Source organism: Arthrobacter sp. AFG7.2, from assembly GCF_002892835.1.
Lineage (GTDB): Bacteria > Actinomycetota > Actinomycetes > Actinomycetales > Micrococcaceae > Arthrobacter.
The window spans coordinates 384,561-408,804 of record NZ_PJMB01000003.1 but is presented as its reverse complement, the minus strand read 5'-3'; the positions used below and the strand labels follow the sequence as shown (position 1 = coordinate 408,804).

Here is a 24,244-nt window from a genome sequence, read left to right as displayed (position 1 = left end):
CGCCCTACGCGGCAGCTCCTGCCGCCCCTCAGACTGCCCACGGCCCTTCCCCGGCAGAAGCCCCGGCTTTCTCCCCCCAGCTGCCTGGGTCCGTAAATGCTCCCCCGGTCCGGACGTTGATCGACATCCTGCAGGACACCGCCGCCCGGTTTCCCGATGCTTCAGCGCTGGATGACGGCCACCGCTCCCTCAGTTACGCGCAGCTGATGGACGAGGTCCGTGCTGCCGGCCGGCGGCTGCACCAGGCCGGGCTGGGTGCAGGTGACAGGATCGGCATCCGGATACCCTCCGGCACAAACGAGCTGTATGTCTCCATCCTCGCCGTGCTGCTGGTGGGCGGAGCCTACGTGCCTGTCGATGCGGATGATCCCGACGAGCGGGCGCTGCTGGTTTTTGCCGAGGCCGGCGTGGCAGGTGTGCTGGGAGCAGGCGGGGTCCTGCAGGAGCGCTCGCCGGCCGGTTCCCGCCGCAGCACACCCTTTGCCGGTGCCCGCCCGCCCGTTCCTGATGACGACGCCTGGATCATTTTCACGTCCGGTTCCACTGGAACCCCGAAGGGCGTTGCCGTCCGCCACCGGTCCGCGGCGGCTTTTGTGGACGCGGAGGCGAGGATCTTCCTCCGGCACGAACCACTGGGCCCCCAGGACCGGGTGCTGGCCGGGCTGTCGGTGGCCTTCGATGCCTCGTGCGAAGAGATGTGGCTGGCCTGGCGGCACGGGGCCTGCCTGGTCCCTGCCCCGCGGGCGCTGGTGCGGACAGGTATGGACCTCGGTCCCTGGCTGATTAACCACGGAATCACTGCCGTCTCCACCGTCCCCACCCTTGCGGCACTGTGGCCCATGGAAGCACTGGAGAGCGTCCGGCTGTTGATCTTCGGCGGTGAGGCCTGCCCGCCCGAACTCGCCGAGCGCCTGGCAGTGGAGGGACGGGAGGTCTGGAACACCTACGGTCCCACCGAGGCAACCGTGGTAGCCTGCGCGGCGCCCTTGGGCGGGCCCGGTCCGGTGCGCATCGGCCTGCCGCTGGACGGCTGGGACCTGGCCGTGGTGGACGGGGACGGCGCGCCGGTGGCCGAGGGCGAGGTAGGTGAGCTGATCATCGGCGGTGTTGGCCTGGCCCGCTACCTGGACCCGGCCAAGGACGCCGAAAAATATGCCCCGATGCCGGGCCTTGGCTGGAAGCGTGCCTACCGCTCCGGTGACCTGGTCCGTTACGAGAAGGCCGGCCTGGTTTTCCAGGGCCGGGCCGATGAGCAGGTAAAGCTGGGGGGCCGCAGGATTGAGCTCGGGGAGATAGATGCTGCCCTGCAGGCCCTTCCGGACGTCGCCGGTGCGGCTGCCGCCGTCCAGACGACGGCGGCCGGCAACCAGATCCTGGTGGGCTATCTCGCACCCGTGTCCGGGCAGGACCTGGACCTGGCTGCGGCCCGGGACCGGCTGGCGGCAAGCCTGCCCGCTGCCCTCGTTCCGATGCTGGCGGTGGTGGACACCTTGCCCACCAAGACCAGCGGCAAAGTGGACAGGCATGCCCTGCCCTGGCCGCTGACGGGGGCCGGTGAAGCAGAAGCCGGCTCGGCACCACTGAACCTGCCGGACGATGCCGCCTGGATCGTGGAGCAATGGTGCGCCGTCCTGGGCAGTCCCGTCACCTCCATGGACGCCGACTTCTTTGCCTATGGCGGCGGCTCCCTTTCCGCTGCCCGGCTCGTATCCGCCCTCCGCGTCCGCTACCCCACCATTACCGTGGCTGATATCTACGCGACTCCCCGCGTTGGCGCGCTGGTCGAGCTGGTGCGGCATTCCGGGCCCGGGGGTGACGCAGGTCCCGCCCGGGAGCGGGTGGTGCGGCCAACCGCCCGGAAGTCCCAGGTGTTCCAGACGCTCATGGGCGTCCCGCTGCATATCCTCGGGGGAATGCGGTGGCTGACCTACCTGATGGCCGGCAACAACCTGCTGGCCGCGCTGGCCGGCTTCACGGCCGCACCCACTGTTTCCTGGTGGTGGGTCGCGGCTTCGTGGCTGGTCTTTGTCAGTCCCCCGGGCCGGATGCTGGTGTCCATCGGGGCCGCCAGGTTCCTGCTCCGTGGTGTCAGGCCGGGGACGTATCCGCGGTCAGGGCGCGTCCATCTCCGGCTGTGGCTGGCGGAGCAGATCCAGGACCTGGCAGGTGCAGTCAGCCTGGCCAGCGCGGCCTGGGTTCCGTATTATGCGCGTGCCCTGGGCGCGAAAATCGGCCGTGATGTCCAGCTCCATTCACTGCCTCCCGTGACCGGCCTGCTGTCGCTGGGCAGCGGCGCCAATGTGGAGCCTGAAGTGGATCTTTCCGGTTGGTGGATTGACGGCGACACCGTGCATATCGGTGCCATCCGCATCGGTTCCGGCGCCACAGTGGGCGCGCGCAGCACCCTGATGCCGGGTGCTGTCATTGGCAAAGGCGCCCAGGTGGAGGCCGGTTCGGCCGTATCCGGCAAGGTGAAGGCCGGTCAATCCGTGGCAGGTTCCCCCGCCGGCCGGCAGGGCAAAGCCAGGCATGCCGCCCCCGATGCTCCTGACCAGGGGCGGCTGGCGGCGACGGCGTGGTTCGGCGGATTCGCGGTGGCTTCCGCGGTGCTTGCCCTCATCCCCTACCTTTCGGCGGCCGCTGTGCTGTGGGTGGTGTTCCTTTTCATCCAAGGCAGCACCTCACTCTCAGCTGCGCTGCCGCAGCTGGTACTGGCCCTCGCGCCTGCATCACTGGTGTGGTTCGTCTCCAATGCCCTGCTGATACTCGGCGCCGTCCGGCTTCTCGGCATTGGCCTAACGGAGGGCTATCACCGGGTCCGCAGCCGGATCGGATGGCAGGTCTGGGCCACGGAACGGGTCATGGACCTCGCCAGGGACCTGTTGTTCCCCCTTTACGCGAGCCTTTTCACCCCTGTCTGGCTGCGCCTGCTGGGCGCAAAGATCGGCAGGAACGTGGAGGCGTCCACAGTGTTGCTGATACCCGCTATGACGACGGTGGGAGAAGGGGCTTTCCTTGCTGATGACACCATGGTTGCGTCCTACGAGCTGGACAACGGCTGGCTGCGCGTGGCCCCTGCCAAAATCGGCAAGCGTTCCTTCCTGGGCAACTCGGGGATGACCGCTGCAGGACGGAGTGTCCCCAAGAACTCCCTGGTGGCGGTCCTATCTGCCACCCCGGCAAAGGCGAAGTCAGGCACGTCCTGGCTGGGCAGCCCGCCGGTCCGGCTGCGGCGGACCGCGGTAGCCTCTGACGACGCCCGCACGTTCCAGCCCCCGCTGAAGCTCAAGCTTGCCCGCGCACTGTGGGAACTGGGCAGGTTCCTGCCCGTAATGCTGACCGTCGGAATCGCGGGCGGCACCATGCTGGTTTTTGACTGGCTGGCAGTAACTTTCGGCTATGCAGCGGCAGCCCTCCTCAGCGGCCTGGTGATGCTCCTGGCAGGGGCTGTGGCCGCCGGCGCATCGGTCCTCGCCAAATGGGCACTGGTAGGACGGATCCGCCCCGGGGAACATCCCCTGTGGAGTTCGTTCATTTGGCGCAACGAGGTGGTGGACTCCTTTATCGAACTCGTCAGCGCGCCCTGGTTCGCACGGGCGGCCAGCGGCACTCCGGCCCTGGTGTGGTGGTTGCGGGCCCTGGGCGCCCGGATCGGCCCCGGCGCCTGGTGCGAGAGCTACTGGCTGCCGGAAGCTGACCTGGTAACCCTTGGCAGCAACGCCACGGTGAACCGGGGCTGCGTCGTGCAGACGCACCTTTTCCACGACAGGGTGATGAGCATCGACGCTGTTACGCTCGAAGACGGGGCAACCATGGGCCCGCACGGGGTAATTCTCCCGCAGGCCCGCATCGGTGCCGGCGGAACGGTGGGTCCCGCGTCCCTGGTGATGCGCGGGGAAACCGTCCCTGCGGCTACCTATTGGATGGGAAACCCCGTCCGTCCGTGGACAGGTCCGGCCTCTGCTCCAGCCCAGGCAACCAAAGGTTAATTCATGAGTTCTGCAGCAGCCGCGAGCGGCGCCGCGCCTGCGCACAGCGGTGCCTCGCCCGATCCCTACCTTCCAGGGGCCGGGACCACCGCCTTTCGGATGGAACGCTACGAGCTGGAACTGGACTACCGGGTCAGCAGCAACAGGCTCAGCGGCAGGGCGGTGCTGCATGGCACTGTCCAGGTACCGACGTCGGCCATTGTGCTGGACTTCGCGGGCCTGAAGGCAACCAAGGTCCAGCTGACCGGCAGCAAGGCGATCCGGTTCAGCCAGCGCGCGGACCAGTTGACGGTCATCACGCAGGCAGCCCTCCAGCCAGGCCAGCCCTTCACGCTTGAAGTGCGCTATGAGGGCAGTCCGTCACCCCGCCGCGGGCTGTGGGGCGAGGTGGGCTGGGAGGAACTGTCCGACGGCGTGTTGGTGGCCGGGCAGCCGAACGGGGCACCCTCCTGGTTCCCCTGCAACGACCACCCCGGGGACAAAGCCAGCTACCGGTTCACCGTCACGACAGACGCCAACTACCGGGCCGTGTGCAACGGCGTCCTCCAGTCGCGCACAGCCCGCTCCAGCAGGGAAACCTGGGTCTACGAACAGGCCGAGCCGATGCCCACCTACCTGGCTACGGTGCAGATCGGGCGGTACGCGCAGCTGGAGCTGGACACGGGCCGGCAGGCTGGACAGGTCCCGCAGTTCGTGGCCGTTCCGCCGGAACTTGCCGGGCGTGCACGGGCGGGGCTGGCCCGGCAGCCGGCCATGATGCGCGCCTTTGCCAACTGTTTCGGCCCCTATCCTTTCCCCGCCTATACGGTTGTGGTTGCCGGGGACGAACTGGAGATCCCGCTGGAAGCCCAGGGCATGTCCATCCTGGGCCCCAACCACTTGGACCAGGACTGGGAATCGCAGCGTTTAATAGCCCACGAACTCTCCCACCAGTGGTTCGGCAACTCGCTGACGGCGTCCTCCTGGCGGGATATCTGGCTGCATGAAGGCTTCGCCTGCTATGCCGAGTGGATCTGGTCCGAGGAAGCGGGGCTGATGTCTGCAGCTGACCGGGCAGGGGCTGCCTGGCGGCGGCTCCAGGCGGACGCCCAGGACCTGTTGGTGGGCGATCCCGGGCCGGAGCACATGTTCGATGACCGGGTCTATAAGAGGGGTGCCCTCGCGGTGCACGCCGTACGCGTTGCGTGCGGGGACCTGGCGTTCTTCGCCCTGCTTCAGGAATGGACCGCCCGGAACCGGTACGGGTCGGTCAGTACATCCGACTTCATCGTCCTGCTGAACCGCGCCACTGCCCTGGACGCCGAGTCGCTGCTGCATCCGTGGCTTTACGAGGAGCACCTGCCGCCGCTCCCGGCAGGCTAGTCGGCAGGCCAGTCCCCTGCGGGCCAGGGGCCTGGGGAAGGTCAGGATATGGCGACGGCGGCCGCCAGGGTGGCGGGCAGGCCGGTTTCGGCGGGGGCCAGGTCCCGCAGGCCGCCGCGTTCACGGACGTCCACGGCCCCTGGTGCGACGTGGAGCCCGTCTCCCGTCATCTTCAGCCATGCTTCCTTGCGGGCCCACAGCCGGGCGCGTTCCGCCAGGAGGGCATCCCCGGCAAGGCCAGCAACAGCCAACTGCTCGGCGTGCGTCAACGCCAGCGCGGAAAACCCTTCGAAGCCCGTCCGGGAGGGGTCCTCCACGTCCACTCCGAGCCGAAGTCCGGGCAGCGGGGCAACCACGGCGGCGAGCAAGGTCCAGCCCGCAGCCCGTGACAGGCTCAGTGCCAGTGGCAACGGCTCCCCCAGCAGCGAGTAGCCGGGCCTGCCATGGCTGAGCCCGGTTCCTGTGCCGCAGCGCGGACAGCTGTAGTGGGCAGTGAACCTGCCGGCGGGGAGGGACAGCAGTTCAGCCGCGAAGCGCCGCTGCGCCAGGCGCCCTGCCAGGAAGCGCCCGGCGGCCGGCCGTTCCATCGCCCGTGCACGCAGCAGCTCGGGTTCATCCAGGAGGCGTCCCGCGTCCCGCTGGACCTGCTCCGTGTCACCGGACAGCAGAAAGGGCGGGACTGCACGGACCACAAAGTGTGCCATGCTGTCCCGCCCTTCCGGTTTTAACCCAGCAACGCTTTCAAGCGGGTGAGGCTAGCGCTGGACTGCGCCGAAGCGCTCGGCCGCCAGGGCGACTGCGCTTTCCCGTGCAGCTGATGCCTCGTCTGCCGTCAGGGTACGGTCGTCCGCGCGGAACCGGAGGCCGAAGGCCAGGGACTTCTTGCCTTCCTCGATCCCCTTGCCTGCGTAGACGTCGAACAATGCCACGTCTTCCAGGAGTTCACCGGCACCTTCGCGGAGTGCTGCCAGTACCTCATCAGCGGGTACCTCGGCCGGGACCACAAGTGCCACGTCCTGGGTGGCCACCGGGAAGGTGGAGATGTGGCGGGCCACGATCACGTCCGGTGCTGCATCGAACAATGCGTCCGCGTTGATTTCCAGGGCAACTGAGCGTGCGGGCATGTCGGACGCGGCGAGGAGCTTGGGGTGCAGCTCTCCGGCGTAGCCCACCACCTCCCCGGTCCGCAGCGACAGCTGCGCGGCGCGGCCGGGGTGGAAGGCCTGGTGGCTGCCCTGGCCGGCAACGATCTCCACGCCCAGGACGTCTCCGGCAAGGCGGGCGATGTCCAGCGCGTCGGCCCAGTCCCAGATCCGCGGCGAATGACCCGCTGCGGCCGGGGAATCATGTCCTGTGAGCACTGCGGCGAGGTGGAACGGCTGGGCAGGGACGCCGTCGTACAGGCCGTCCAGGACCTCTTCAGAAGGTTTGGCCCCAAGCGGTGGAATGGAGTCCGTGCCCATCCCCTCGGCCGGCAGGAACACCAGGCCGGACTCGAAAAGTGCCAGGTCCCGGAAACCGCGCGAGTGGTTGCGCTTGGCCACCTCAATGAGTCCCGGCAGGATGGATGTACGCAGGAAGCCCTGCTCTTCGCTGATCGGGTTTGCCAGCTTGACCGCGGTCCGGCCGGCACCCTGTTCGGGCACGCCGAACGTGTCGTTTGCGGCCTTCGAAACGAAGGGGTAGGAGAGGACTTCGGTGAGCCCGGCGTCAGCCAGTGCCTGGATCAGGCGGCGGCGCTGCTGCTGCACACGTGTCAGGCCGCGTCCCGGAGGCGCAACAGGCAGCGTGGCCGGGATCTTGTCATAGCCCACCAGCCGGGCGATCTCCTCGGAGAGGTCCTCCTTGGTCTCCAGGTCATGCCGCCAGCTCGGGGCAGTAACGCTCCAGCCGCCGTCGTTCTTCACGACGGCGGCGCCGAGGTCCTCGAGGGACGTGACGATCTGCTCATCCGTGAAGTCGATGCCGATCCGGGCAGCAGCGAAGGCTGCCGGAAGGTCGATCGTGGCGCTGTCCGGGGCGGTGCCCGCGTCGGTTCCGGCCTCATCCGCGGTTCCGCCGGCGAGCTCCACCAGGAGGTCGACTGCGCGCTGGGCGGCGATGCCGGCGACGTGCCAGTCGACGCCGCGCTCGAAGCGCTTGGACGCTTCCGACGGAAGCTTGTGGCGCCGGCGCGAACGGGCAATGGACACTTCCTCGAAATGGGCGGCCTCGATCAGGACCGTAGAGGTGGCGTCCGAGACTTCGGTGGCGGCACCCCCCATGACGCCGGCAATGCCAATGGGTCCGGACGCATCCGTGATCAGCAGATCCTCGGGGTCAAGGGAGCGCTCCTTGCCGTCCAGGGTGGCCAGCTTCTCACCCGTAACTGCCCGCCGGACCACAATCTCGCCGGACAGCTTGTCCTGGTCATAGAAATGCAGCGGCTGGCCGAGTTCCAGCATCACGTAGTTGGAGATGTCCACGGGCAGGGAAATGGAACGAATGCCGGCAAGGCGCAGCCGGGAGCTCATCCAAGCCGGGGTGGGCCTGGCGGCATCGACGCCGCGGACGGTGCGGGCCACAAACCGGTCGCAGCCCGGCTTTCCGTAGATGGGCGCGTCGTCGTTGATCTTGACGCCGTAGCCGCCCGAAAGCTCCGCAGGAGCTTGGACGCGGGAGCCCGGATCCGTGAAGGTGGTTCCGGTGGCGTGCGCATACTCGCGGGCCACCCCGCGGATGGAGAAAGCGTAGCCGCGGTCCGGGGTCACGTTAATCTCCGCCGCCTGGTCATACAGGCCCAGGAGCTCCATGGCGTCGGTGCCGATTTCCGGATCCAGCCCGATGCGGGACAGCACCAGGATGCCGTCGTGGTCCTCGCCGATGCCCAGTTCGCGGACCGAGGCGATCATGCCTGCCGAGAGGTGGCCGTAGGTTTTCCGGGCGGAGATGTGGAAATCGCCCGGCAGAACGGCGCCCGGAAGGGTCACCACCACCTTGTCGCCCTCCACGAAGTTGTGGGCGCCGCAAATGATGCCCTGCACGCCGGAGGGATCAATGCCTTCGCCGGTGAGGGTCTGCTCCTGCCCCTCGGGGACGACGCGGACCTGGCACCAGTTGATGATCTTGCCGTTGGTCTGCGGTTCCTTGACCAGGCTCAGGACCTGGCCCACCACGATGGGGCCCTGCAGGGTGTCGGTGGGACGGTGGACGTCCTCCTCTTCGAAACCGACCTTAACCAGCTCGGCCATAACGTCTTCGGCCGTTGCTCCGGCCGGTACCTCTGCGAATTCACGCAGCCAGGAAAGTGGGATACGCACTGTTAGATCTCCATCCCGAAGTGCTCGCTGAAACGTACATCGCCTTCGATCATGTCGCGCATGTCCCCCACCTCGTTGCGGAACATGAGGGTGCGCTCAATGCCCATGCCGAAGGCAAAACCTGAATAGACGTCCGGATCAATGCCGGCAGCGCGGAGCACGTTGGGATTGACCATGCCGCAGCCGCCCCACTCGATCCAGCGCGGCCCGCCCTTGGCACCCGGGTGCCAGATGTCCAGCTCGGCGGACGGTTCGGTGAAGGGGAAGTAGTTGGGGCGCAGCCGGATCTGGGCTTCGTCGCCGAACATCTGCCGGGCGAAGTGCTCAAGGGTGCCGCGCAGGTCAGCCATGCTGAGCTTCCTGTCGATGGCCAGGCCTTCGAACTGGTGGAACACCGGGGTGTGGGTGGCGTCCAGCTCGTCGGTGCGGAACACCTTGCCGGGGCACAACACGTAGATGGGCAGCTCGCGTTCCAGCATGGAGCGGACCTGCACCGGGGACGTGTGCGTGCGCATCAGGAGGTGGGCCTCGGGCGGCTCCACGAAGAAGGTGTCCTGCATTTCGCGGGCAGGGTGGTCCGGCTTGAAGTTCAGGGCGTCGAAGTTGAACCATTCCGACTCGACCTCGGGACCTTCGGCGATTTCCCAGCCCATGCCCACGAAGATGTCAGCCACACGGTCCTGGAGGGTGGACAGGGGGTGCCGGGCACCGGTACGACGACGGCGGGGGGCGGCGGTGACGTCGACAGTCTCCTCGAGGAGGATGCGTGCGTCGTTTTCGGCTTCCAGCTCTGCCGTACGGTCCGCGAGCGCCTTGTTGACCCGTCCGCGGGACGCGCCCATCAGCTTTCCGGCGATGGCTTTCTGGTCCTTGGGCAGCTTGCCGATCACGCGGTTGGCAAGGCTGAGCGGGGACTTCTCGCCAGTATGCGCGAGCCTCACCGCTTTGAGTTCGTCAAGGGTGGCGGCGCCGGCAATGGCGGCAACAGCCTGGTCTACAGCGGCAGTAATGGCGGCCTCATCCGTGGGGTTCGGGATGGCGGCGCCCGGCAAAGTTTCAGTCATCTACTGTTCTTAGCTACGAGTCGTGGCTGCCGGTGAGCTGGGCAGCACTGCGCGGTTTCCCGGCGGCTGGCCCCTCACAGGCAGGTCATGGATGAATGCCCTCAACAATCAGCGCACTCAATGACCTAGGTCAGGGCCCCCGGCAGAACCGGCGGCCACTGTTGTCCAGTCTAATTCAACGCTCCGACTACCATGGCCTCATGACAGCACTGCGGCGTGAGGGAGCCCAAGGGCGGCTCACTGCCGGGCAGCGGGTGAGGCGGGCAGCCAACCTGGTCAATGGCAGCACTGGCCTTGGTCTCGCCGTCGCCCTCCTGGCGGGCACCGAGGTGAGCTGCGGGCCGCGTGGCCTGATCCTTGCCGCCGGGTACCGGTGGCGGCTGCCTTTTGCCGGAGCATTCACCCTGGGCAACGTGGTGCTCAGCCGCTGCCCGGCCACGGACCTGTTGTCCCGGCCCGCATTACTGGCACACGAGGAAAGGCATTGCTCCCAGTACGCCTGGTGCCTGGGTGCGCCATTCCTTCCCCTGTATTTCCTTGCAGCAGGCTGGTCCCTGCTGAGGACCGGAAATCCCGGGACGGGCAACGTCTTCGAACGCCATGCAGGGCTGGAGGCGGGTGGATACCCTCCCCGCGGAACCGGGCGCCGGCCTTCGCACCCCGGCCCTGCAGAACTGGAGGTCTAACCCATGGAGACGGAACCTGGACCGGATGCAGCAGGCGGGGGCTCCAGCCAGCACCCGGATCAGAGCGGACACACCGTTCCCACTGCCAATGGCTCCGCAGCTGCTGCTTCCCCTGGTCCCGCGTCCCCCGGCACGGTCACCGTGACGGGCAGCGGCATCGCGGAAGCCGCCCCTGACCTCATGGTGGTCTCGATCGGCGTGGAGTGCCGTGCGCAGTCCGTACAAGACGCTTTCGCCAGGGCCGGTGCAGGCTCAGCGGCCGTGACAGCCGCTTTCCGCCAACATGGCGTCGCCGGCCCGGACATCCGGACCGCAGGCCTCAACGTTCGTGCGGACCTTGTCTGGCGGGAAGGCGAGGGGCAAAAGGTAACGGGCTATGTTGCAGCGGCCACCCTCACCGTCCGGTTGCGTGCACTCGGTCCCGCAGCCGCCGCAATTTCCGAGGCGGTGGACGCGGGTGGCAACGACGTTCGGTTGAATGGCCTTGAACTCACCTTCAGTGATGATGCTGCAGTGCGGGCGCGCGCCCGGGAGGCAGCCTGGCTGGATGCTTTGGCTGTCGCCAGGCAGTACGCTCACCTTGCTTCTTCCCGGCTGGGACAGGTGCTGTCGGTGGCGGACAATGTTCCAGGACAAAGTCCAGTACCGGTGGCCCGCATGCAGCGCGCCGCCGCCGTCGAAAGCCTTGCCGTGGAGGCCGGCGAATCAAAGGTGGAGGCGTCCATCACTGTGGTGTGGGAGCTCCTGGCCGGCACCTAGGTGTACTGAGTCAGGACGTTGGTTACATCGTGAATAGGTGAGGACCTCTTAGGTTGGTGGTTACCACACACAGCCAACGACTAAGAGGTCCTCATGTCCCACCGTAATGCCCGCCTGACTCCGAACGGTAGGCGGATCCTCGTCGAACGCATCCTGGCCGGCCGTCCGATAGCCCATGTAGCCAAGGAATTGGGCATCTCAAGGACCTGCGCCCACCGCTGGCTCAGCCGCTACCGCACCCACGGCTGGGATGGCCTTGAGGATCGAAGTTCCCGCCCAAAGTCCTGCCCGCACGCCACCCCGGAAGAAGTCATTGCCGACGTCCTGACCCAGCGCGTGGAGCACCGCGAAGGCCCAATGGACCTGGCCGTGCGCTGCGGTACCAGTGCCCGGACTGTCTCCCGGATCCTGGCCCGCGCCGGCATGCCCAGGTTGTGGGATCTGGATCCGGTGACAGGGGCACGGATCCGCGCTTCGCGTGCCACGGACCGCCGCTATGAACGCGACGCCCCTGGGGACATGATCCACGTCGACGTCAAGAAGCTCGGGCGCATCCCCGAGGGAGGCGGCTGGCGGGCCGACCCTTCCCAAAGCCCGGCCAACCACCGCTCCTCGGGCAGAAACCTGGGCTTTGACTACGTCCACGTCGCCGTCGATGACTACACCCGTGTGGCCTACGTCGAGGTCCTTCCCGATGAGAAAGGCCCGACCTGCGCCGGGTTCCTCACCCGGGCGGCAGCAGCCATGGCAGCCCAGGGTGCACCGGTCAAACGCGTCATGACTGACAACGCGTTCGCCTACCGGCTCTCCCGCGATTTCCAGAACGCACTGACGGCGCTGGGCGCCAAACACATCCTGATCAAACCCCGCCATCCCTCGCAGAACGGGAAAGCAGAACGCTTCAACCGCACCCTCCAGGAAGGCTGGGCCTACCGGCAACCCTTCACATCCAACCAAGCCCGAACCGAGGCCCTGCAGCCATGGCTAAACTTCTACAACAACCACCGGCCCCACGGCAGCCTCGGAGGCAAACCACCCATCAGCAGGTGCAACCAACCTACTGGCTGAGTACACCTAGGCTGCCTTGCCGGCCCCGGGGACAGGGCCCGCCTTGACAGGCGTTCGAACATACCTTCGAATAGAAGCATGAGATGGGACGCACAAGCACTGATGCCCCGGCCCGAAGGGCCTGCCCCGGAAACCCCTGCGCCCGCTCTGCTCCCCCTGGCCGGCCTGGTCCGGTCGGTTACGACTCCTGAATTCGCGGGCATCACCTTCCATGAGGTCACCGCCAAGTCGGTACTCAACAAAGTGCCCGCCGGTTCCCGGATGCCCTTTGAGTGGACCATCAACCCCTACCGTGGATGCAGCCACGCGTGTGTATACTGCTTCGCCCGCAAGACCCACACCTATCTTGATTTCGACGCCGGACTCGATTTTGACAGCCAGGTGGTAGTGAAAGTCAACGCGGCCGAGGTGTTGCGGAAAGAGCTGGCCAAGCCTTCCTGGACGCATCAGCAGGTAGCCCTCGGCACCAACACGGATCCCTATCAGCGGGCGGAGGGCCGGTACCGGCTGATGCCTGGCATTATTACGGCCCTTGCCGAGTCCGGTACTCCCCTGTCCATCCTTACCAAGGGGACGCTGCTTGCACGGGATATTCCGCTGCTCAAGAGCGCAGCTGCCCAGGTGCCGGTGGGCCTGGGGATTTCCCTGGCCATGACGGATGAGGCCCTGTCCGAGGCCATTGAGCCTGGTACTCCCGGGCCGCGGGCACGTCTCAAACTGGTCTCCCGCCTCCGCGAAGCCGGACTGCCCTGCGGGGTCATGGCCATGCCCATCCTGCCGTGGCTCTCGGACAGCGATGAGGCCCTGGACGCGCTTTTTGCGTCCCTGGCTGCAGCCGGTGCCACCGGCGTCACCGCCGGCGCCCTGTACCTCAAACCGGGCGGTACCAAGGAGTGGTTCATGAAGTGGATCGCTGCAAACCACCCTGAGCTCGCCGGGCGCTACCGCAGGCTCTACGAGTCAGGATCGTACGCCTCCAAGGAGTACCGCTCGTGGCTCGCCGGCAAGGTCCGATACTTCAAGGCCCGTCACGGGTTTACCAACTCATCCGGTTTCAGTCACAGGGATCTGGAGGATGACCCCCGCGGCGAGGAAGCCGAGTACCCCGCCGGCATCATCCCGCAGCAGTCAACACCCGGGCCTGGCAAGGCAGCGGGTCACGCCAGGCCCGGCCGGCAGGGAGCGCAAGGCCGGGAGGAATCAGCGGGACAAGCGGCAGCCGCAGGACAGGCGACACTCTTCTAGGTCGCTACGCCCCTTGCCGGGACGGCCACTGCCGCCAGCAGGGCCCGTACTATTGGAAAATCTGCGGGGATCCACGGCAGGCCCAGGACGTCGTCGTGGTGATCCAGCGCCAGCCACCGGAGTTCATCGTGGTCTTCAAGGGGCTGCGGCTCCCCGTGCGCAATTTCCGCGAACCACACCCGCATGCTGGCGCGCTCGTTCAAGGGCCACCCGCCCGGTGCACCGCACTCAAGCTCAGATCCGAGCGTGACGCCAACACCCAGTTCCTCCAGCAGTTCACGGGCCAGCGCTGTTTCCGGTTCCTCGCCGGACTCCACTTTGCCCCCGGGGAACTCCCACAGTCCCGCCAACGTCTCCGGTGCACTGCGCCGTGCCACCAGCAGCATGGAAGGTTCCGCAAGGTTGTCCACAACTGCTCCGCCAACCACCTGTATCAGTCCAGTCACCGCCCTATTGTATGAGGGACAATGAGGGGCCGGGCACAAATGTCCTGCAGCGGGAATAGTCCCGAGCCTTTCCGGGTTACTTGCAGGGTCCGGACTTCATGACGCCCCACTGCCGTGGCACAGGTCCCATCACCACCTTTCTTCCTCCGAAAAGCAGGCACATGAGCAGCGTCCTCGAAACGTCCACGGCAGCCCCCACCAGAACCCCCAACATCGCCATGGCCATCATCGCCCTTGCCATGGGCGGGGTGGGGATCGGGGTTACCGAATTCACCATGATGGGCCTGCTGAAGGAAGTGGAGCAGGGCCTGGGTGTTTCCACGCCGGAGGCCGGCCACCTTATTTCCGCCTACGCCCTGGGCGTGGTGGTGGGAGCGCCACTACTGGCTGCTGCAGGAGCCAAGCTCCCCCGCAAACACCTGGCACTTGGACTCATGATGTTCTTCACAGTCGCCAACCTGGCCTCGTTCGTCGCGCCCGATTACGGGACCATGCTGGCGTCCAGGTTCGCTGCGGGCCTGCCGCATGGCGCGTTCTTCGGGGTGGCAGCGGTCATCGCAGCTTCCCTGGTTCCGCCCGCGCGGCGGGGCTGGGCCATTTCCATGGTCATGGCGGGGCTGAGCATTTCCAACGTGGTGGGAGTTCCGTTTGCCACATGGATGGGGCAGACCTACGGCTGGCGGCTGCTCTTTATCCTGGTGGGGTTCATCGGCCTGCTGACCCTTGCGCTGGTGTGGAGGTTCGTCCCGTTCCAGAACGCGCACCCGGATGCGAGCATCCGGCGTGAACTGGGCGCGCTGAAGCGCCTGCAGGTGTGGCTCGCCATCCTGATCGGCATCGTGGGCTTCGGCGGATTCTTTGCCACGTACACCTACATTGCGCACACCATGACGCTGGTTGCGGGCATCCCGTCGTCACTGATTCCAATGGTGGTTGCGCTGTACGGGCTGGGCATGGTGGCAGGCAATCTTGTAGGCGGCAGGCTGGCGGACAAGTCCGTGATGGGAACCCTCTACAAGATCCTGCCTGCCATAGCCGCTGCCCTGGTGGTCTATGCCGTGGCCGTTCACTGGCCCTGGTCGGCCTTCGTCATGGTGTTCGTAGTGGGCGCCTCCGGGTCCATGCTGATCCCCGCACTGCAGACCCGGCTCCTGGACGCATCGCCGGATGCGCCGTCCCTCGCGTCGTCACTGAACCACGCGGCGCTTAATGTGGCCAACGCCCTCGGCGCCTTCCTGGGCGGAGTAGTCATCGCGCTGGGCTGGGGTTACGTTGCCCCGGCGCTGGTAGGCGCCGTCCTTGCCCTGTTGGGACTCGGCGTCGCGGTCACCAGCGGCCTCCTGGAACGCAGGAAGCCCCTGACTGCCTGAGATCCGGCGACCGGTGAAGTACCGGGCGGAAAGCCGCACGAGCCCTGGTCAGCCCGGCCGGGGTATCGCGCCAGCCCACCGGAGGCACCGGCGGCGGAGGTTGAACCTGCTGACATTAAAGGGCCCTTATGTTAGCTTGAGCCTCATCGGGACCATGAGATCCCGGTGATGATGAGGAGGAGACATGGGTTTTCTTGCTTGGATCATTTTGGGCCTTATCGTGGGCGCCATTGTTAAAGCCGTCATGCCCGGACGGGTTGGCGGCGGCTGGGTGACCAGCCTTGTTTTGGGTGTCGTCGGCGCCATCGTCGGCGGCTGGATCGGCAGCCTCCTGTTCAACAGGGGCGATCTTGCCTTCTTCGACCTGGGCACCTGGATACTCGCTATCGTCGGCGGCCTGGTTGTCGCCGGCATTTACGGAGCAATCACCGGACGCGGCAAGGCTACCCGCGCTCCCTGATCCGTTGACGGGAAGAACACCACCAGCAAGGGCTCCGGCGATCCGGAGCCCTTATCGTTTAAGCACTCTGTGCGGAGCCCGCCGTCGGGATGGAAACTAGGAAACCGCTGCGGCGGCCTGGTGCTGCGACCGCGCGCTGGCGTAGAGGCAGACAGTTGCCGCGGTGCCCAGGTTGAGGCTTTCCGCGGACCCGTAGATGGGCACGGCAACCCGGTGGTCGGCCAGCGCGAGCTCTTCCTCGGACAGGCCCTGGGCCTCGTTCCCGAACAGCCATGCTGTGGACTGCTCCAGGGCGTACTCGGAGTCCGGCCCCTGCCCGGTGAGCCGGCGTTGGGTGTTTTGGTCCTGCAGCGTATCGAGGTTGAGGGAACCGTAGCCGTCCGCCGCCAGGATACCGATCCCCCGTGCCCGGCATGCAGCTGCAACGTCTTCCACGTCGGCCCCCAGCACCACCGGCAGGTGGAACAGCGAACCGGCTGTGGAGCGGACGGCTTTGGGGTTATAGATGTCGACGCTGGAAGCCGTCAGGATCACGGCATCGGCACCGGCCGAATCTGCCGCCCGAAGGACAGTTCCGGCATTTCCGGGATCGCGGACCTGGCAGAGCACGGCAATCAGGCGGGGACCGGCGTCGAGCACTTCTTCCAGCGTCACGTCCAGGAACTTGCACACGGCAACAATGCCTTGCGGGTTGACCGTGTCCGCCATGGCCGCCAGGACCTCTTCGGTGGCCAGGCGGGCGTTGACGCCTTGGGACAGGTCCTCGAATTCCGGATACCGGTCCAGGCAGATTTCACTCGCGTAAACCTCGGTGACCACGCCGGGACGGCCTTCGGCAACGCGCTGCTGATGGAGCTTCAGCGCTTCCCGGACTGCCTGGGGGCCTTCGGCAAGGAAGTGTCCCCGCTTTAAACGGGCCGGGCGCCCTGCAAGTTTTGCCACGTCCCTCACCCGATCAGCTCGGGGATTGGACAGCGGAAAATCTTGCGGGCGCCCGGTTTCGTTCATATAAGAACTTTAGTGGCTAGGGCCACCGGTTCTTGAACCGTCCCTTGGAAGGACAGGAAACGGTTGCTAGGCAACAGCCTTCTTGGCGGAGGTGTCGGCAGGCAGTGAGTCCTTGGCAACCTGGACCAGCGCTGCGAAAGCGTTGGCGTCGGAAACGGCCAGCTCGGCGAGCATGCGGCGGTCAACCTCAACCTCAGCAGCCTTCAGGCCCTGGATGAGGCGGTTGTAGGTGAGGCCGTTGGCGCGGGAAGCAGCGTTGATGCGCTGGATCCACAGGCGGCGGAAGTCGCCCTTCTTCTTCTTGCGGTCACCGTAGCTGTACACAAACGAGTGCAGCAGCTGCTCTTTGGCCTTGCGGTACAGGCGTGAACGCTGTCCACGGTAGCCCTTTGCGCGTTCAAGGATAACCCGGCGCTTCTTGTGGGCGTTGACCGCCCTCTTCACACGTGCCACGTGCGTACTCCTTCGAAAATTCTGCTCCCAAGCATCTACTGCCGGTATTCCCGGCGGCCTGAGAAGGCTTTTTGGTAGGTGACCAACCCCAGGTGGTGGTTAGTCAAAGAACTTGGAAACTAGATGCCGAGCATCTTCCGGATAACCTTGGCATCGCCCTTGAAGACGATCTTGTCGCCGGCGAGGCGACGGGTCAGCCGCGAGGACTTGTGCTCGAGGTAGTGGCGGCGGTTGGCCTGCTGGCGGCGCAGCTTGCCGCTGCCGGTCAGCTTGAAGCGCTTCTTGGCACCACTGTGGGTCTTCATCTTCGGCATGGGAACCGATCTCCTTCGTTCCGCAGGCTGTGGGCCTGCAGTTCTATCGCGCAGCTGCCCCTCGGGGCGGCGTGCTGGTTGCTGACTGCCGGAGGGCGACCTCCGGCAGCTGTGGACTAAGTGGTCTTCTTACCGGCCGGCTTCGGCGCTGCCTTGGGGGCAGGGCGCGCAGCAGGCTTCGGCGCAGCGGGCCTGGCCACCGGCTTCGGCGGAGCAGGAACTGCTGCAGGCTTGGGCGCTGCGGCCGGTGCGGCAGCAGCAGGCTTCTCCACGGCGGCCTTGGCTGCAGGTGCAGCCTTCGGAGCGGCAGCCTTTGGGGCGGCTGCCTTGGGGGCAGCCTTCGGAGCAGCAGCTTTGGGGGCTTCCTGCTTCGGCTCTTCCTGCTTGGGCGCTTCCTGCTTAGGCGCCTCGGCGGCCTTGGCGGGAGCTTCTTCCGCTGCAGGCTCCACGACGGCGGCCGGCTCCTGGATGGGAGCATCGGCTGCAGCCTCAGGTTCCGTCGAAACGGTGAAGCCCTCAGGAAGCAGATCCGCCAGTGACTGGGTCAGGGGTGCCTGGTCGTCACCGGACGTGTCAACGCGGCCGGAAGACTTGGCTTCGTTCTGTGCCTTGGCCTCGGCGCGCTGGGTTGCGCGGCGGGCTTCGGCCTTGGCTTCTGCCTTGTTCTTCAGCGGACCAACCACCATGACCATGTTGCGGCCATCAATGCGGGGGCTGGACTCAACAACGCCGACTTCGGCGACGTCGTCAGCGAAGCGCTGGAGCAGGCGGATGCCCATTTCCGGACGCTGCTGCTCACGGCCACGGAACTGGATCATGGCCTTGACCTTGTCCCCGGCGCCGAGGAAGCGCAGTGCGTGTCCGCGCTTGGTCTCGTAGTCATGGGTGTCGATCTTCAGGCGGAAGCGGATTTCCTTCAGAACAGTGTTCGTCTGGTTCTTCCGGGCTTCACGTGCCTTAACCGCGGCCTCGTACTTGTACTTGCCGAAGTCCATCAGCTTGCACACCGGAGGCTTTGCCTGAGGTGCAACTTCAACGAGATCAAGGTCAGACTCGGCAGCCAGTCGCAGGGCATCCTCAATGCGGACGATTCCTACCTGTTCACCTGCAGGGCCGACCAGCCGCACCTCGGGGACGCGGATACGCTCATTGATTCTTGGCTCGCTAATGTTAAAGCTCCTGTTTTTGTTGTGGGATCCCGGCAAATAGAGAAGGCCCCCAATTGCCGGAGCAATCGAAGGCCTCTAAAAGATCGGATGCAGGTTCCCCGCGGGGACTGCGCGCACGGCTCCGGCTGCTGCCGTTTCCATGTCCAACCAGGTACCCGGCAACCTTGCGTTCCTAAACCTGAGGAACATCGGCTGACGCGGGTGGGAGAGAACTCCGCTTGCAAACTGCATGCCATTTTACAGAAAAAATTCCCGTCAACGCAGTGAAGCGCCGGTGGGAACCCTGATCGTTGTGAACAATCCCTGAAATAACGACATCCAGTCGGTCTGTGTCAAGCTTACCAGTATGAGCACCCCAGACAGTAATTCATACGTTTTCGAGCCTGCGGACGCCGGTGCCGATGTCTCGCAGCAGATCCGCGACATTTCCGAAGTGCCGGCCATTGAGGTCATCACGACTGCCGCCGTCCACCTCATGAGCGCAGCCGCGGTGAAGCTTGGGCTTGCTGCCGAGGACAACGCCGAGGAACTGAAGGATCTGGACGAGGCCAGGAAACTGATCACGGCCTTGGCCGGTCTGGTTACCGCGGCCGCCCCGGAGATCGGCTCCCAGCACGCAGGGCCGTTGCGTGATGGCCTGCGGTCGCTGCAGCTGGCCTTCCGCGAAGAGTCGCTGATTCCCGATGCCCCGGGCAAGGGCCCGGGAGAGAAGTACACCGGGGCAGTCAACTGACGCGCATCAGGTGATGCCGCAGGGCATCCACGAGCAGTCCGCGACGGCGGGCCGACCTTTGAAGGCCGGCCCGCCGTCGGGCGTTAAAGGCTTTTCATCACGTTCCCGTCCAGGCAGGCAGCCACAGTAGTGCCCCGGAGTCCGGGTACGCAGGCGGGCAAAGACATCGGCAGGAACCCCGGGCTCAGGCCGAGGCCCTGCTGCGCCGGCGCTGCTGGAGCACCAGTCCGGCGCAGCAGAGCGCAACGCCGGCAGCCCCCACGGAGATAAACCCTCCGGACGGACCCGTACCGTCGATGAAGACCCCCGCGAGCGGAGCGCCCAGGGCAACCCCGCCGGTCAGCGCCGAACCGTACCAGCCCATCGCTTCCCCGCGCCGGTCCTCAGACACCAGGTCGGCAACTTTTTCCGACGCGGAAGACAGGACCGGTGCGCAGAGGAGCCCCGGAAGGATCGCCGTGAACGCCAGCGCCCAGGTATCGTGTGCGAACCCCATGGGAAGGGTCAGGGCGGCCATGCCGAGCAACAGGAGAATGGGCGAAACGGGCCGGTGCATTGCCCCGTACACGAGACCGCCGACCACGGACGCTGCGCACCAGAAAAAGAACACAATGCCAATTTCCCGCTGGTTTCCGCCCAGTTCAAGTGCTGCCACGATGGCGACGTCGGTTCCGCTGAGCACCATGCCCGCACCGGCTGCCACAGCGAAGACTGCAGCTACGGTTGCGGTAAACCAGGCGAAGTTGTGGACTACTTTGCCCCTCAGGCCGGTGCGCCCGCGCGCTCCTGCCGGCGCAAGCTCCGCAGCGGCCTCCTGCAGGTGTGCGGGAGCGGCGGAGACCACGGCGGCCTCGGCAGCGTGAAGCTCGTCGGCGCTGCATTCCGCAACCTGGGCGGCACTTCGGGTGGGCGGATTGAACCACATGAGGAACAGCCCGGCCAACGATGTGGACACTCCCACAATGGTCAGGCCCAGCACGGTGAATCCGCTCGTGGCCACGATGGCACCCGCAGCCGGCCCGATCATGAACACCACCTCGGTAGTGATGGCGTCCAAAGCGAAGGCAGTGCGGCGCTGGTCGCCGTCGGCAAGCACGCCCAGCGACTGCCGCACCACGCTGAAGATGGGGAGCGTGAGCAGCCCGCCCACAAACACCAGCGGAAGGAGCCACTGGTAGGACACATGCGGAACAACGGACCAGATGATGGTTTCCGAAATCACGGAGGGAACGAGTGCCCTGCGCAGGCCCACAGTGTCCACCCGCCGGCCGCGCCATGGTGCGCCCACGGCGATGCCGATGGTCATAACGGCTGCGGCAGCACCCGCGGCGGCGTACCCCTGATCCAGGGTGAGGACAATGTGCAGGGTCAGCAACACCCCTGCGGCGGAATGTGGAATACGGGCTACCATGCCCACCAGCAGCAGCCGGCTGATGGGCCGGACGGCAAGCAACTCCCGGTAGAGAACGAAATTCACGGAGCGATCCTTAAGTCTGCCGCAGCGGACCGGGGATCACCCCGTCAGGCTGTCGGCTGGCGGTCTGCGCGCCTCAACTTGATGTCGATCGAGTCGACGCGCTCCCCAAACAATACATTCCGCGACCACTGCTCCTGGAGCCCGGCAACCAGTCCCTGCACGCCGGATGCATCCAGGCCGTCTTCAAGGTAAAGGACCACCTGCAGTTCCGGTCCGGCGCCGCCGCCTGCCACCACGGTTCCGTCGGCAGCACGTGCGGCCACTCCCCTGCCCGGCACCAGTTCGATGCTCCGCACTGCGGGAAAAGCTGCAGCGCCCGCGCCCATCTCCGCGGCGAGCTCTGCGTCCGCGTAGGAGGGGCTCCACTCCAGTTGTTGCGCCAGGGCCCACACCGCCGGCCGCCGGACCACGAATGTGAACTCCGAACCCGGATCCAGGACCAGGAGCTCCGCCCCTTCCGCCACGGCGGAGAGCGCGGCGCGGGCGGCGTACACGGCAACCGGCCTGGCTCCCGGATGCCAGGCGGACAGGGCGGCTGTGGAGGTGAACGCGGGCATTGCGGTCCTGCCGTCCGCGGCTTGGAGCGTGACCAGGGCCATGTCTGCCTGCTTGTCCGCCTGCAGGCCGTCGCGACCGTCGGCTTCTTCCGCCAGCTGGGCAACGATCGGAATGAAGACGCGTGCACTTGCCAAGGAGGCGACCACGCCCGCTTCGTCTCCGGTTCCGTTCCGGAGGGCCCCTACGGCGGCAAGGTAACTTTCGCTGGCCGTTCCGTCGTCGTCTTCAAAGTTATGGATCCTGGCGTCTTCGCCTGCCAGGCTGCGCCCGGCCCATGGCTGGCCTGCGGAATCCGCCGCACCACCGGCACCGGCCAGTGCCGCTGCGATATGGCCCGGCAGGTGCCGTTGCGGAGGGGTGGCGGGTCCGGTTTCGTTGCTGGCCATGCCGATCATGCTCCGCTTAGCGGCGGCCGGCGACGTCGAGGGCTTCCGGCAGCGTGAAAGCACCGGCGTAAAGGGCCTTGCCCACGATGGCACCTTCAACGCCCAGGGGCACCAGGGAACGCAGGACCTTGAGGTCGTCCAGGCTGGAGATGCCGCCGGAGGCCACCACGGGCTTGCCGGTCTTTTCCACCATCTGCCGAAGGAGTTCCACGTTGGGCCCCTGCAGGGTACCGTCCTTTGTCACGTCAGTGACAACGTACCTCGAGCAGCCGGCTTCCTCGAGGCGGCCCAGGACCTCCCAAAGGTCTCCGCCCTCCTTCGTCCAGCCACGGCCGGCCAGCGTGGTTCCGCGGACGTCGAGCCCGACGGCGATTTTGTCGCCAAAGCGTTCAATGGCCCGGCGGGTCCAGTCCGGATTTTCCAGTGCAGCAGTTCCCAGGTTCACACGTGCGACCCCGAGGTCCAGGGCAGCTTCAAGGGTCGCGTCATCCCGGAGTCCCCCGGAAAGTTCCACCTTAATGTCCAGCCGGCCCACTACCTCACGAAGCAGCACTGCGTTTGACCCACGGCCGAAGGCGGCGTCCAGGTCCACGAGATGCACCCATTCCGCACCCTGCTGCTGCCAGTTCAGCGCAGCCTCCAGCGGGGTCCCGTAGCTGGTCTCGCTGCCCGCTTCCCCCTGGACCAGCCGGACGGCCTGGCCATTAACGACATCAACGGCGGGAAGGAGTTCAAGAACCGGCAGATCGGTGGCAGTGGTCATGGTGATCCTCAGTGTGGGGGGGCAGGTGCCGGCGGCCGGGTCAGTTGCCCGGCAGCGTCAGCAGGTAGGCGGCGAGCAGCGACATGCCCGCAAGAACATAAAACGATATCTGGGTCCAGAGCGGCTTGTGCTGCTGCCGGAATGACAGGGCGCCGCCAATCAGCAGACCGGCGAGCCCCATCAGGAGGACAGACCACATCTAGGCTGCGCCGTTTTCCGGAGACGGTGCGCCACTGGCTTCCTGGCTTGCCGCGGCCGGCCTGTGCAGGGCGTCCACCCAGTTGCGCAGCAGGCGTGCACCAGCATCGCCGGATTTCTCCGGGTGGAACTGCGTGGCGCACAGTGGACCGTTTTCGACGGCGGCAATGAACGGCGCGCCGTGCTCGGACCAGGTGACCAGGGGCGGTGCCATTCGTGGCTGAATGACATCGAAGTTCCATTCCTGCACGCCGTAGGAGTGCACGAAATAGAACCGCTCATTTTCGACGCCGGCAAACAGCTTTGAGCCCTCAGGCACCTTCACGGTGTTCCAGCCCATGTGCGGCACAACCTCAGCCGGCAGGAGTTCCACTTTTCCGGGCCACTCGCCAATGCCTTCAGCCTCGGTGCCGTGTTCCACACCGGCTTCAAAGAGCACCTGGAGGCCCACGCAGATGCCCAGCACCGGGCGTCCGCCGGCCACCCGCCTGCCAATGAGCCGGATACCGTCAACAGCCTTAAGTTCGCGCATTACCGTTTCGAAGGCGCCGACGCCGGGAACCACCAGGCCGTCCGCGTTCAGGACATCCTCGGGCTTTGAGCTGAGGATGACCTCCGCGCCGGCCCGCTCAAGGGCCCGCACTGCGGACCGGACGTTCCCGGAGCCGTAATCGAGGACGGTGACGGTGGGCTTTCCCTCGGGCGAGGGCAGCTTCCGGGAAGCGGATGGATCCACGATGGCGCCGTCCCGAAGGACCTGGCCGCTCACAGCGCACCCTTGGTGGAGGGGATCCCCTCGACACGGGGATCCGGCTCCACAGCTGCCCGGAGTGCCCGCGCGAACGCCTTGAACTGGGCCTCGACGATGTGGTGCGGATCGCGCCCGGCGATGACGTTCATGTGCAGGCAGATACCGGCGTGAAGGGTGATGGCCTCGAAGACGTGGCGGGTGAGCGACCCTGTGAAATGGCCGCCGATCAGGTGGTATTCCTGGCCGGCGGGCTCCCCGCCATGCACCAGGTAGGGGCGCCCGGAAACATCGACGACGGCGTGGGCCAGGGCCTCATCCAGGGGAACGGTGGCCTCTCCAAACCGGCGGATGCCGGCCTTGTTCCCCAGCGCACTGCGCAGCACCTCACCAAAGGTGATTGCCACGTCCTCTACGGTGTGGTGGACGTCGATGTGGATGTCACCGGTGGCTTTGACAGTCATGTCGATCAGGGAGTGCTTGCAGAGCGCGGTGAGCATGTGGTCGTAGAACGGTACCGACGTGTCGATGTCCGAGGTGCCGGTGCCGTCGAGATTGATTTCCACGAGCACGGACGACTCACTGGTGGCACGTTCCATGCGCGCAGTGCGGGCCGCAGCCACGTTCGATCCGGTGGTACTCATGCTAGGGGTCCTTTTGGGCAGAAGGGGTGGTTCAGGGCCTGCAGG

The 24,244-nt window shown here is 66.2% G+C and carries 23 protein-coding genes; 9 read left to right on the top strand and 14 right to left on the bottom strand.

Annotated features, from left to right (window positions below; all coding sequences use genetic code 11):
* Positions 1-80: 80 nt before the first annotated feature.
* Together CXX84_RS08340 and CXX84_RS08335 are read left to right on the top strand one after the other, a co-directional pair.
* A complete protein-coding gene (locus tag CXX84_RS08340) occupies positions 81-3,989 on the top strand; it encodes a Pls/PosA family non-ribosomal peptide synthetase (protein ID WP_223253032.1) in 3,909 nt (1,302 codons plus the stop codon).
* 3 nt (positions 3,990-3,992) lie between these two features.
* Complete coding sequence (locus CXX84_RS08335; RefSeq protein ID WP_102976217.1) at positions 3,993-5,351, top strand: M1 family metallopeptidase; 1,359 nt, start codon at positions 3,993-3,995, stop codon at positions 5,349-5,351.
* Between the two features lie 41 nt (positions 5,352-5,392).
* Here the strand turns inward: CXX84_RS08335 and CXX84_RS08330 are convergent, their stop codons facing one another.
* From CXX84_RS08330 to pheS, 3 genes are read right to left on the bottom strand one after another with little or no spacing between them, the layout of a single operon-like run.
* Positions 5,393-6,055 carry a 4'-phosphopantetheinyl transferase family protein gene (locus CXX84_RS08330; RefSeq protein ID WP_102976216.1) on the bottom strand — a complete coding sequence of 221 codons (663 nt, stop codon included), beginning with the start codon at positions 6,053-6,055 and terminating at the stop codon, positions 5,393-5,395.
* A gap of 51 nt (positions 6,056-6,106) precedes the next feature.
* Positions 6,107-8,650: a phenylalanine--tRNA ligase subunit beta gene (gene pheT, locus CXX84_RS08325; RefSeq protein ID WP_102976215.1), complete on the bottom strand. Its 2,544-nt coding sequence runs from the start codon at positions 8,648-8,650 to the stop codon at positions 6,107-6,109.
* Positions 8,651-8,652: 2 nt separating this feature from the next.
* On the bottom strand, positions 8,653-9,714 hold the full coding sequence (gene pheS, locus CXX84_RS08320) for a phenylalanine--tRNA ligase subunit alpha (protein WP_102976214.1): 1,062 nt from the start codon (positions 9,712-9,714) through the stop codon (positions 8,653-8,655).
* A 200-nt stretch (positions 9,715-9,914) separates the two neighbouring features.
* Between pheS and CXX84_RS08315 the strand changes: the two genes are divergently transcribed.
* From CXX84_RS08315 to CXX84_RS08300, 4 genes are all read left to right on the top strand, one after another.
* Positions 9,915-10,400 carry a hypothetical protein gene (locus tag CXX84_RS08315; RefSeq protein ID WP_102976213.1) on the top strand — a complete coding sequence of 162 codons (486 nt, stop codon included), beginning with the start codon at positions 9,915-9,917 and terminating at the stop codon, positions 10,398-10,400.
* A 3-nt stretch (positions 10,401-10,403) separates the two neighbouring features.
* Positions 10,404-11,159 carry an SIMPL domain-containing protein gene (locus tag CXX84_RS08310; RefSeq protein WP_102976212.1) on the top strand — a complete coding sequence of 252 codons (756 nt, stop codon included), beginning with the start codon at positions 10,404-10,406 and terminating at the stop codon, positions 11,157-11,159.
* Between the two features lie 93 nt (positions 11,160-11,252).
* Positions 11,253-12,227, top strand: coding sequence for an IS481 family transposase (locus tag CXX84_RS08305; protein WP_102976211.1), 975 nt, complete (start codon positions 11,253-11,255; stop codon positions 12,225-12,227).
* A 78-nt stretch (positions 12,228-12,305) separates the two neighbouring features.
* A complete protein-coding gene (locus tag CXX84_RS08300) occupies positions 12,306-13,472 on the top strand; it encodes an Rv2578c family radical SAM protein (RefSeq protein WP_102976210.1) in 1,167 nt (388 codons plus the stop codon).
* On the opposite strand, the gene CXX84_RS08295 is transcribed toward CXX84_RS08300, so the two are convergent.
* Positions 13,469-13,918, bottom strand: coding sequence for a (deoxy)nucleoside triphosphate pyrophosphohydrolase (locus CXX84_RS08295; protein ID WP_102976209.1), 450 nt, complete (start codon positions 13,916-13,918; stop codon positions 13,469-13,471). The genes CXX84_RS08300 and CXX84_RS08295 overlap by 4 nt on opposite strands.
* Positions 13,919-14,079: 161 nt before the next feature.
* Here CXX84_RS08295 and CXX84_RS08290 point away from each other — a divergent pair, with 161 nt between their 5' ends.
* Both CXX84_RS08290 and CXX84_RS08285 read left to right on the top strand, forming a co-directional pair.
* A complete protein-coding gene (locus tag CXX84_RS08290; RefSeq protein ID WP_102976208.1) occupies positions 14,080-15,288 on the top strand; it encodes an MFS transporter in 1,209 nt (402 codons plus the stop codon).
* A 184-nt stretch (positions 15,289-15,472) separates the two neighbouring features.
* The gene (locus CXX84_RS08285) at positions 15,473-15,748 is read left to right on the top strand and encodes a GlsB/YeaQ/YmgE family stress response membrane protein (protein ID WP_009358633.1); all 276 of its coding nucleotides are present in this window, start codon (positions 15,473-15,475) and stop codon (positions 15,746-15,748) included.
* A 96-nt stretch (positions 15,749-15,844) separates the two neighbouring features.
* Here the strand turns inward: CXX84_RS08285 and CXX84_RS08280 are convergent, their stop codons facing one another.
* The 4 genes from CXX84_RS08280 to infC form a co-directional block, all read right to left on the bottom strand.
* Positions 15,845-16,756 carry a TrmH family RNA methyltransferase gene (locus CXX84_RS08280; protein ID WP_102976207.1) on the bottom strand — a complete coding sequence of 304 codons (912 nt, stop codon included), beginning with the start codon at positions 16,754-16,756 and terminating at the stop codon, positions 15,845-15,847.
* A gap of 66 nt (positions 16,757-16,822) precedes the next feature.
* Complete coding sequence (gene rplT / locus CXX84_RS08275) at positions 16,823-17,209, bottom strand: 50S ribosomal protein L20 (protein ID WP_102976206.1); 387 nt, start codon at positions 17,207-17,209, stop codon at positions 16,823-16,825.
* A 119-nt stretch (positions 17,210-17,328) separates the two neighbouring features.
* Entirely contained in the window at positions 17,329-17,523 is a 195-nt protein-coding gene (gene rpmI / locus CXX84_RS08270) for a 50S ribosomal protein L35 (protein WP_009358635.1), read from the bottom strand.
* 116 nt (positions 17,524-17,639) lie between these two features.
* The gene (infC, locus tag CXX84_RS08265) at positions 17,640-18,650 is read right to left on the bottom strand and encodes a translation initiation factor IF-3 (RefSeq protein WP_411266201.1); all 1,011 of its coding nucleotides are present in this window, start codon (positions 18,648-18,650) and stop codon (positions 17,640-17,642) included.
* Between the two features lie 388 nt (positions 18,651-19,038).
* Between infC and CXX84_RS08260 the strand changes: the two genes are divergently transcribed.
* Entirely contained in the window at positions 19,039-19,425 is a 387-nt protein-coding gene (locus tag CXX84_RS08260) for a DUF1844 domain-containing protein (RefSeq protein WP_102976204.1), read from the top strand.
* A 184-nt stretch (positions 19,426-19,609) separates the two neighbouring features.
* Here the strand turns inward: CXX84_RS08260 and CXX84_RS08255 are convergent, their stop codons facing one another.
* From CXX84_RS08255 to hisB, 6 genes are read right to left on the bottom strand one after another with little or no spacing between them, the layout of a single operon-like run.
* Positions 19,610-20,902 carry an MFS transporter gene (locus CXX84_RS08255; protein ID WP_102976203.1) on the bottom strand — a complete coding sequence of 431 codons (1,293 nt, stop codon included), beginning with the start codon at positions 20,900-20,902 and terminating at the stop codon, positions 19,610-19,612.
* A gap of 44 nt (positions 20,903-20,946) precedes the next feature.
* A complete protein-coding gene (locus CXX84_RS08250) occupies positions 20,947-21,846 on the bottom strand; it encodes an SseB family protein (protein WP_102976270.1) in 900 nt (299 codons plus the stop codon).
* Between the two features lie 16 nt (positions 21,847-21,862).
* On the bottom strand, positions 21,863-22,609 hold the full coding sequence (gene priA, locus CXX84_RS08245; RefSeq protein ID WP_102976202.1) for a bifunctional 1-(5-phosphoribosyl)-5-((5-phosphoribosylamino)methylideneamino)imidazole-4-carboxamide isomerase/phosphoribosylanthranilate isomerase PriA: 747 nt from the start codon (positions 22,607-22,609) through the stop codon (positions 21,863-21,865).
* A 40-nt stretch (positions 22,610-22,649) separates the two neighbouring features.
* Positions 22,650-22,808: a hypothetical protein gene (locus CXX84_RS19115; RefSeq protein WP_189337533.1), complete on the bottom strand. Its 159-nt coding sequence runs from the start codon at positions 22,806-22,808 to the stop codon at positions 22,650-22,652.
* Positions 22,809-23,576: an imidazole glycerol phosphate synthase subunit HisH gene (gene hisH / locus CXX84_RS08240; protein ID WP_102976201.1), complete on the bottom strand. Its 768-nt coding sequence runs from the start codon at positions 23,574-23,576 to the stop codon at positions 22,809-22,811.
* Positions 23,573-24,199, bottom strand: a complete 627-nt coding sequence (gene hisB / locus CXX84_RS08235) for an imidazoleglycerol-phosphate dehydratase HisB (RefSeq protein ID WP_102976200.1) — start codon at positions 24,197-24,199, stop codon at positions 23,573-23,575. Before hisB ends, hisH begins: the two co-directional genes overlap by 4 nt.
* Positions 24,200-24,244 lie beyond the last annotated feature (45 nt).

Coding starts and splice junctions, on each gene's coding strand:
- CXX84_RS08335 (WP_102976217.1), top strand. CDS start 3,993: ATGAGTTCTGCAGCAGCCGCGAGCGGCGCCGCGCCTGCGCACAGCGGT.
- CXX84_RS08330 (WP_102976216.1), bottom strand. CDS start 6,055: ATGGCACACTTTGTGGTCCGTGCAGTCCCGCCCTTTCTGCTGTCCGGT.
- pheS (WP_102976214.1), bottom strand. CDS start 9,714: ATGACTGAAACTTTGCCGGGCGCCGCCATCCCGAACCCCACGGATGAG.
- CXX84_RS08315 (WP_102976213.1), top strand. CDS start 9,915: ATGACAGCACTGCGGCGTGAGGGAGCCCAAGGGCGGCTCACTGCCGGG.
- CXX84_RS08310 (WP_102976212.1), top strand. CDS start 10,404: ATGGAGACGGAACCTGGACCGGATGCAGCAGGCGGGGGCTCCAGCCAG.
- CXX84_RS08305 (WP_102976211.1), top strand. CDS start 11,253: ATGTCCCACCGTAATGCCCGCCTGACTCCGAACGGTAGGCGGATCCTC.
- CXX84_RS08300 (WP_102976210.1), top strand. CDS start 12,306: ATGAGATGGGACGCACAAGCACTGATGCCCCGGCCCGAAGGGCCTGCC.
- CXX84_RS08290 (WP_102976208.1), top strand. CDS start 14,080: ATGAGCAGCGTCCTCGAAACGTCCACGGCAGCCCCCACCAGAACCCCC.
- CXX84_RS08285 (WP_009358633.1), top strand. CDS start 15,473: ATGGGTTTTCTTGCTTGGATCATTTTGGGCCTTATCGTGGGCGCCATT.
- CXX84_RS08280 (WP_102976207.1), bottom strand. CDS start 16,756: ATGAACGAAACCGGGCGCCCGCAAGATTTTCCGCTGTCCAATCCCCGA.
- rpmI (WP_009358635.1), bottom strand. CDS start 17,523: ATGCCGAAGATGAAGACCCACAGTGGTGCCAAGAAGCGCTTCAAGCTG.
- CXX84_RS08260 (WP_102976204.1), top strand. CDS start 19,039: ATGAGCACCCCAGACAGTAATTCATACGTTTTCGAGCCTGCGGACGCC.
- CXX84_RS08250 (WP_102976270.1), bottom strand. CDS start 21,846: ATGGCCAGCAACGAAACCGGACCCGCCACCCCTCCGCAACGGCACCTG.
- priA (WP_102976202.1), bottom strand. CDS start 22,609: ATGACCACTGCCACCGATCTGCCGGTTCTTGAACTCCTTCCCGCCGTT.
- CXX84_RS19115 (WP_189337533.1), bottom strand. CDS start 22,808: ATGTGGTCTGTCCTCCTGATGGGGCTCGCCGGTCTGCTGATTGGCGGC.
- hisB (WP_102976200.1), bottom strand. CDS start 24,199: ATGAGTACCACCGGATCGAACGTGGCTGCGGCCCGCACTGCGCGCATG.